Origin of the sequence: Thermoflexus sp. (assembly GCF_025055495.1) — a bacterium.
In the GTDB taxonomy this organism is placed as follows: Bacteria; Chloroflexota; Anaerolineae; order Thermoflexales; family Thermoflexaceae; genus Thermoflexus.
Genome location: NZ_JANWXB010000239.1, coordinates 1 through 5011, shown reverse-complemented (window position 1 = coordinate 5011; position 5011 = coordinate 1). Strand labels below are relative to the sequence as shown.

General features: G+C 61.4%; 5 protein-coding genes. All 5 read right to left on the bottom strand.

Annotated elements, in window-relative coordinates; genetic code table 11:
- Window positions 1–156 precede the first annotated feature (156 nt).
- The 5 genes from NZM16_RS07855 to NZM16_RS07835 are packed head-to-tail and all read right to left on the bottom strand — an operon-like array spanning window position 157 to window position 4464.
- Entirely contained in the window at window positions 157–1281 is a 1125-nt protein-coding gene (locus tag NZM16_RS07855; RefSeq protein ID WP_295479752.1) for an AAA family ATPase, read from the bottom strand.
- Window positions 1282–1299: 18 nt separating this feature from the next.
- Entirely contained in the window at window positions 1300–3303 is a 2004-nt protein-coding gene (locus NZM16_RS07850; protein WP_295479750.1) for a heme lyase CcmF/NrfE family subunit, read from the bottom strand.
- Window positions 3300–3686, bottom strand: a complete 387-nt coding sequence (locus NZM16_RS07845) for a HEPN domain-containing protein (RefSeq protein WP_295479747.1) — start codon at window positions 3684–3686, stop codon at window positions 3300–3302. Before NZM16_RS07845 ends, NZM16_RS07850 begins: the two co-directional genes overlap by 4 nt.
- The gene (locus NZM16_RS07840; protein ID WP_295479745.1) at window positions 3670–4032 is read right to left on the bottom strand and encodes a nucleotidyltransferase domain-containing protein; all 363 of its coding nucleotides are present in this window, start codon (window positions 4030–4032) and stop codon (window positions 3670–3672) included. Before NZM16_RS07840 ends, NZM16_RS07845 begins: the two co-directional genes overlap by 17 nt.
- A 12-nt stretch (window positions 4033–4044) precedes the next feature.
- The gene (locus NZM16_RS07835) at window positions 4045–4464 is read right to left on the bottom strand and encodes a cytochrome c maturation protein CcmE (RefSeq protein ID WP_295453969.1); all 420 of its coding nucleotides are present in this window, start codon (window positions 4462–4464) and stop codon (window positions 4045–4047) included.
- Window positions 4465–5011: the final 547 nt, after the last annotated feature.

Here is a 5011-nt window from a genome sequence, read left to right as displayed (position 1 = left end):
GTCCCTGGGACCAGGAAATCAAGCCGTGCTGAGCCACCCCTAAGGGGGAATCGCGAGAGAAGCGCGTCAAGAGCAGTTCGGATGCTTCGGTCTGCGGCCAGAATGATCAGATCCAGATCCCGATCCATCCGGACGGCCTCTCTAAGTCATTCCAGTTCAAGAAAGGATGCGAGCCAGGAACAGGGCGGCCAGATCCGCATCTGGCTTCATATCCCGGAGCAGGGGATGCTGATCGCCTGGCGTGACCCGGACTTCTTCGCCCTCCCGGTGAAACACGAGCAGCCGCTCCGGGCCCGCCAGTCGAACCAGCAACGCGTGATGGGATGTCGCCAACCACTGGATCGATGGCGTTTCCTCCATGATCCTGAACAGCATTTCGATGGCATCCGGTGACAGCCCGTTCTCGATCTCCTCGATGAAAAAGATCCGGCCCTCGTTCTCCGGGTCATAGGCGGGCAAGCTCAGGGCCATAAAGCGAAGCCATCCATCGGTGATCCCGGACGGGGAAACCCACAGCCCATTCCACCGCATCGCAATCCGATGTAAGTGAGTGACCTCATCGCGATGCACCACAAAGTCGATAGTCTCCTTGGCCAGAACGCGCATTTCCTCCAGCCAGCGCTCATAAGCTTCAGGATGCTCCTCCTGAAAGCGACGCATTACCAGCGCCAGATTACGGGCGTTCGGGTACACCCGATGATGGCGAGGTTGTCGCCAAGGAGCCGCCCCCATACGGATTGCGAAGGGATTTGGACGCATAAACTCCGGCCACGCCTTGTTCACCCACTCCTTTAAATCCCTACCTAGGAGCTCCCAATCAAAAAGCCAAGAAAGGGAAGCATTAGAGCCTAACATCGTCAGAGAGATTCGATCTCCCCTTATCCAGCCGGTCTCGCCAGTTCGGACCCAGATCTCATCGCCGAGGCGCGTTAGGCGCTCACCCGCTACTTCGACGTGATCCAGCTTCCTTTCCAGGACGATGTTATACGTCACCTCATCGATCCAACCGCCTTCGTCTTCTTGGCCGTTCGGGATTTGCCAGGTTAGGCTGATTTCAATATGCTTCTCAGTTCCCTTCCAAAATAGCTCTTCAGGCTTCCAGACGCGTCGAGCAATCGCACGGTGCAAGCCGTTCCGGACGATATCCTCCACGAAGCGAATCGCGTCCAAGAAGGCACTTTTGCCGCTTCCGTTCGGCCCGACCAGGATCTGCAACGGCTTGAGCTCGATATCCACGTCCCGAAAACACCGATAGCCGCGAATTCGCACCCGCTTGAGCATAGGCGCTCCCTCCTGGGATTACGAGGCTACTGCCGGTTTCTCCCGGAGCCTGGGGAGCTCGCCGGCGACCGGGAGGGGCGTCGGCATGGGCCAAACGGCCACGAAGGTGCCCAGGATCAGCACGATCCCCCCGATCCAGATCCATGAAACCAGCGGGTTGATGAAGGCCTTAAACGTCGCCCGGTTGCCGCCCTCCACCCATCCGCTCAGCAGCAGGTAAAGATCTTCTTTGAGGGTCGCCCGCAGGGCCGGCGGCGTCAGGCTCTCCCCGGTGTCGTATTGCAACACATAGGGATAGAGATCCGCCAGCCACTGGCCCGAGCGATCATACACGCGCACCCAGGCCTCGGTCACCGCAACATCCGGTTCCGTCGCCGGCGTATATTGTCGGATCCCCTGATAGACCAGACGATAGCCGCCGAAGGTCAGGGAATCGCCCAGCCCTAAGGTGCGCTGGGTCTCCTGTTGATAAGACTGAGAGCCGATCACCCCGATCCCGATCAGGATCACGCCGAGATGGATCAGATAGCCGCCATATCGCCGCTGGTTGCGGGTCACCAGGCGAGCCAGAGCCACCGGCCAGGGCTCGCCGGTCGCCCGTCGCCGCGCCCACACCCCCAGGGCGTAATCCAGCAACGTCCCCCACCCAGCGAAGGCGCATAGACTGAACCCCAACAGCGCCCATGGATGTCGGACACCGGCGAGGGCAGCGAGGGCCGCCGCGCCCAGCGCTGCCAGCAACGAGGAGCCCACCGAAAGTCGCAGCGACGTCCCGGGGGTCCTCCGCCACCGAATGAAGGGGATCACCCCCATGAGCAGATAAAGCGCCCCGAACATCGGGCCGGTGACCTGGTTATAGTAGGGGGGCCCGACCGTCAGCTTCTCGTTGAACAGCAGCTCCGAGAACATCGGATAGAACGTTCCCCAAAAGACGGCGAAGGCGATCCCCAGGAAAAGCCAGTTGTTCAGGAGGAAGAACGTCTCCCGCGAGAGCCAGGCCTCGATCCGATTCTCCGATCGCAACAGATCCCATCGTGCCGCCAGCAGCGCGATGGAGCCCACCAGCACCAGCCCGACGTAGACCAGGAAGGGCCCCCCGATGGCGGAGCGGGCGAAGGCATGCACCGAGGCGATCACACCGGTGCGCGTGATAAACGTCCCCAGGATCACCAAGGCATACGTCAGGATGATCAGCAACGCCGTCCATACCTTCAACATGCCCCGGCGCTCCTGGACCATCACCGAGTGTAGAAAGGCCGTGCCGGTCAGCCAGGGAAGCAACGCCGCGTTCTCCACCGGGTCCCAGCCCCAGTATCCGCCCCATCCCAGCACATCATAGGCCCATCGAGCGCCCACCAGGAGGCCCAGGCTCAGAAACAGCCACGCCACCAGGGTCCATCGCCGCAAGAGGCGCAGCCAGCTTTCGTCCCTTCGGCCCGCCAGCAAGGCCGCGATGGTGATCGCATAGGGCACGGTAAAGCCGACAAACCCCAGGTAAAGCAGGGGCGGATGGGCGATCATCCCAGGATGGCGGAGCAACGGGTTCAGGCCCCGCCCGTCCGCGGGGGGCACCGGGAAGGTCTCGAAAGGATTGGCGAAGAAGCGGTTTAAGAGGAGGAAGAACGTTTGGGTCAACAACAGGACCCCTATCGTGTAAGGAAGCAGATCGCGGGGCATGCGATCGGCGCGGACCATCGCAGCCAACAGGAAGAGGCTCAACAACCATGACCAAAAGAGCAAGGAGCCGTTCTGGCCACCCCACAGCGCGGTGATCTTTAGGAAGAACGGCTGGGTTTGACGGGAGACCTGCGCCACATAGACCAGGCGGAAGTCATCGGTGAGGAGCGCGACCTCCAGGAGCACCACCGCTAGGGTGAGCAACGGCGCCATCGCCAGGCCGATGCGCCGGGCCACCTCAGCCCACCGTGCCTCCCGCCGCCATCCGGCATAAAACGCCATGATCGTTCCGATCAGGCCCAGTCCCCATGCCAGATCCAGCAACCCTTCACCGAGAAGGCTCATCGATTCTCCTCCGTAACCCGTCGGAGCACTTCCCGCGCCAGCTCCAGCGCCTCCCGCGCATCCCGTTCCCCTGGCCATCCTTCCGGCAACATGCCGGGAAGCGCATCCGGATAGCGGGTCGGAATGTAAAAACGATCCATCTTCAGAAGTTGATCCTCCAGCTCCGTCAGCATCGGCCCTCTCACCTGGCGGATCAGATCCGTCAGTTTATGCGTTCGCGGCGGCACCTGACCCTGGGCCTCCAGGCATCCTTTCAGGGCTTTCTCCACAGCCTGATGAGCATGAAAACATACCTGGTTATAAATCTCATCCGCGAAAGCGAGTTCTGCCATGCGTAAATCCTCGCGAGCGAAACGGAGCCAGCGCTCAAGATGGGGATTCATAGATCACCACCCCCTTGGCCAGCACTTCCTCTTGAAAGAAGGGACGACTCCGGATCTCCTCGAACTCCTCCGGTGTGTAAACCAGGAGATCCATCCCGACGCGGGGGCGGAAGCGTGCCAGAAGCTCCCCGATGCGGTCGAGGAAAGGGCAGGAGGACGGCATGACCACGACCAGATCCAGATCCGAGTCCGGGTGCAGCACGCCATGGGCCAGAGAGCCGAACAGGATCACCCGGCGCGGGCGGTAATGGGCGTGCAGGAACTCCAGAAATCGAGCCAGCTCGGCCTCCAGAGCGGCCCGCCGTTGTTGAATCCTTTCATCGGAAGAGGCCACCGCCCCAGACATCCCAGGATCCCCCTACCGTGAGCTCCCGGCCGCGGCTTCCTCCTCATAGCGGGTCGGGCACTTGAGGAGAAGGTTCTGGGCATAAAACACCCCATCCGGGCCAAGAGTCCCCTCCACAATCGCCTGCGCCTCATTCTGCAGGAGGTCCGGCTTCACGCCCTTATAAACTACCTTGAGGGGCGGAGCCTTCCCGATGTCCGTCACTCGATCCACCAGGCCGAACTCAATATGAAGGGTCTCCGGATCGTAGCGGATGGTCCCGCCGTCCACGATCCCCGAGAGGCGGATCGGACGGCCCTGCAGGCTCCCCGCCCGGGCTTTCAACTCCGAAACCGTGAGGTAATATTGGGACGCACTCCGGAGCCCGTTGACGATCAGCAACCCCAGGGCGATGATCACTAACCCTCCCCCCACCCAGAACCGGGCGCGCATCGAAGACCTCCTCGCCGGAGTGTTCTGTTCAGAGTCTAACATAAGAAACAGGTCCCTTCCAGTCTCCGCTCGTATTTGCTGGACCGACATCTCCGAAATCATAAGGGGGCGCCAGGATTGCCGCTCTGTCCGTAGAAGTTACGCCAGTCGCCGCCTCGGGGGGGCTTTGGGGGGTGGGGCCCTTCCACCTCATCCGCTCCCCCTCCCAACGGCGTAACTCCTTAATTGAATTGAAAAAAGGGAGCAAAATGAATTAAGATTTATGATATTATGGGCAACTCCCGGGCTCCCTTGTGGGTTTTGGGGCTGGGGCGCCGCCGGAGGCGGCGCCCCAGCCCCCCAATCCCCAGGTAGAGATCTACCGTTCGCGGAAGCGGCGTCGAATTCACATGACCTTCCTCAAGCCGCTTCACGACGCGAGGCGAGGCCAGGAAACGTGGGGGGTGGTGAGGCGGGCGGCGAAGTCGTGCGCCGCCCCACCTCCACGCCTAGTGCTTTGTCCAGTTATAAACTGGGGATTTGAGGAACCGAAGCGAGTCCGGAAGGC